1 protein-coding gene and 1 pseudogene are annotated in these 2798 nt (G+C 68.3%); both read left to right on the top strand.

Annotated features, from left to right (window positions below; translation table 11 throughout):
• Positions 1-363 (top strand): annotated as a pseudogene (locus tag AmiPiv_RS24755) (deoxyribose-phosphate aldolase); the annotation flags it as partial.
• 240 nt (positions 364-603) lie between these two features.
• Positions 604-2798, top strand: a 2195-nt coding sequence (locus tag AmiPiv_RS24750) for an aldehyde dehydrogenase family protein (protein ID WP_340041880.1), incomplete at its 3' end; no start/stop codon positions are given.

Raw genomic sequence — 2798 nt, 5'->3', positions numbered from 1 at the left:
TTGCGCAACGTCACGCTCGCCTCGATGGTGGCGATGATGGCGGGGGCCGACTTCATCAAGACCTCGACCGGCAAGGAAAGCGTCAACGCCACGCTGCCGGTCGGCCTCGCCATGGTCCGCGCCATCCGCGCCTATCACGAGCAGACCGGCACCCTCATCGGCTTCAAGCCGGCCGGCGGCATATCGACCGCAAAAGTGTCGCTCGACTGGCTTATCCTGATGAAGGAAGAGCTCGGCCGGCCCTGGCTCGAGCCCGAGCTGTTCCGCTTCGGCGCGTCCAGCCTTCTGACCGACATCGAACGCCAGCTCGAGCACCACGTCAGCGGCCGCTACTCGGCCAACCACCGCCACGCCATGGCGTGAGGCGATGGGCGCGAAAGCAACAGCCGTGGAGCTTCTTCGCACCCCCCTCTGGCCTGCCGGCCATCTCCCCCACAAGGGGGGAGATCGGCAGCTTCGTTCCCCACGCCTTTCCTCCAACCTCGGCGATTGGCGGCGACGTCAGCGCAGGCTGATCTCCCCCCTTGTGGGGGAGATGGCCGGCAGGCCAGAGGGGGGTGGGAAGGATCGCCGACCTCGCAACGAATTGCTGGGAACAGCCCGATGAACATCCTCGAACGATACCACGCCATGGACTATGCCCCCGCACCCGAGGCCCGCACGGAAGCCGATGCCTGGCTCTCGGGCCGCGACTTCGCGAAGGCGCTGTTCATCGCCGGCGACTGGCGCGCCTCACTGGACGGCAAGAGCTTCGAGACCGCCGATCCCTCGACGGGCAAGACGCTGGCCAGGATCGCCGAGGCGGGTGCCGCCGACATCGAGGCCGCCGTCGCCGCCGCCCGCAAGGCGCTGCCCAAATGGAGCGCCGCCTCGGGCTACGAGCGCGCCAAGGTGCTCTACGCCATCGGCCGCGCCATGCAGCGCCACCAGCGCCTGTTTGCGGTGCTCGAAAGCCTCGACAACGGCAAGCCGATCCGCGAGAGCCGCGACATCGACGTGCCGCTGGCGATCCGCCACTTCATCCACCATGCCGGCTGGGCCCAGGCGCTGGACAAGGAGTTCCCTGGCCGCAAGGCTGCCGGCGTCGTCGGCCAGATCATCCCGTGGAACTTTCCGCTGTTGATGCTGGCCTGGAAGATCGCACCCGCGCTCGCCACCGGCTGCACGGTGGTCTTGAAGCCGGCCGAGTTCACGCCGCTGACGGCGATCCTCTTCGCCGAGATCTGCGAGCGCGCCGGCGTTCCGAAAGGGGTCGTCAACATCGTCCAGGGCGGACCCGAGGCGGGGGCGGCGATCGTCAACCATCCCGGCATCGACAAGATCGCCTTCACCGGCTCGTCCGAGGTGGGAAAAATCATCCGCAAGGCGACCGCGGGCTCAGGCAAGAAGCTGTCCCTGGAGCTCGGCGGCAAGTCGGCCTTCATCGTCTTCGAGGACGCCGATCTCGACAGCGCCGTGGAAGGACTTGTCGACGGCATCTGGTTCAACCAGGGCCAGGTCTGCTGCGCCGGCTCGCGGCTCCTGGTGCAGGAGAGCGTGGCCGAGGCCTTCATCGCCAAGGTCAAGACACGCATGAGCCGGCTGCGCCTCGGCGCGCCCTTGGACAAGAACACCGACATCGGCCCGCTGGTCGACAGGACCCAGCTCGACCGGGTCAGGCGCCTGGTCGAGGAGGGCGCCAGGCAAGGTGCGGTCTGCTGGCAGCCCGACCAGGAGGTGCCCTCGACCGGCTACTACCACCTGCCGACGCTGGCGACGGGCGTGGCGCCTGCCAACATCCTCGCCCAGGAGGAGGTGTTCGGCCCGGTGCTCGCCACCATGAGCTTCCGCACCACCGAGGAGGCGGTCGAGCTCGCCAACAACACCCGCTACGGCCTTGCCGCCTCGGTGTGGAGCGAAAACGTCAACCTCGCCTTGCATGTCGCCCCGCAGCTCAAGGCCGGCGTGGTCTGGGTCAACGGCACCAACATGTTCGATGCATCTTGCGGCTTCGGCGGCTATCGCGAGAGCGGTTTCGGCCGCGAGGGCGGCAGGGAAGGGCTGGAGGAGTACCTGGCGCCCAGCGAGCCGCATGGCCCGGTGATCAAGCCGGCGTCGGCGCCAAAACAGGCCGCACGCGACAATGGCGAGACAAACGGCATCGACCGCACGGCAAAGCTGTTCATCGGCGGCAAGCAGGTGCGCCCCGACGGCAACTACTCGCTGCCTGTTCTGACACCCAAGGGCAAGCTCGTCGGCGAGGTCGGCCTCGGCAGCCGCAAGGACATCCGCGACGCGGTCTCGGCCGCCCGTGCCTGCAAGGCCTGGCCCGAGGCGACCGCCTACAACCGCAGCCAGGTGCTCTATTACCTCGCCGAAAACCTCTCGGGCCGCGTGGAAGAGTTTTGCGCCCGCATCTCGGAGCTGACGGGTGCCAGCCACAAGGCGGCAAAAGCCGAGGTCGAGCAGTCGATCGAGCGGCTGTTCTTCTACGCCGGCATGGCCGACAAGTTCGAAGGCCGGGTGCACCAGCCGCCGGCATGCGCAGTCACGCTGGCGCTCAACGAGCCCGTCGGCGTCATCGGCATCGTCGCCCCCGACGAGGCGCCGCTGCTCGGGCTCGTCTCGCTCGTCGCCCCGGCACTCGCCATGGGCAACACCACGGTCGTGGTGCCCTCGACCACCGCGCCGCTGGTCGCCACCGACCTCTACCAGGTGCTCGAATATTCCGACGTTCCGGCGGGCGCGGTCAACATCGTCACCGGCCACACGGCGGAACTTGCCGCCGTGCTCGCCAGGCACGACGACGTCGACGGCCT

Origin of the sequence: Aminobacter sp. Piv2-1, from assembly GCF_037625995.1 — a bacterium.
Lineage (GTDB): Bacteria > Pseudomonadota > Alphaproteobacteria > Rhizobiales > Rhizobiaceae > Aminobacter.
This window is presented reverse-complemented; position numbering and strand designations above follow the sequence as displayed.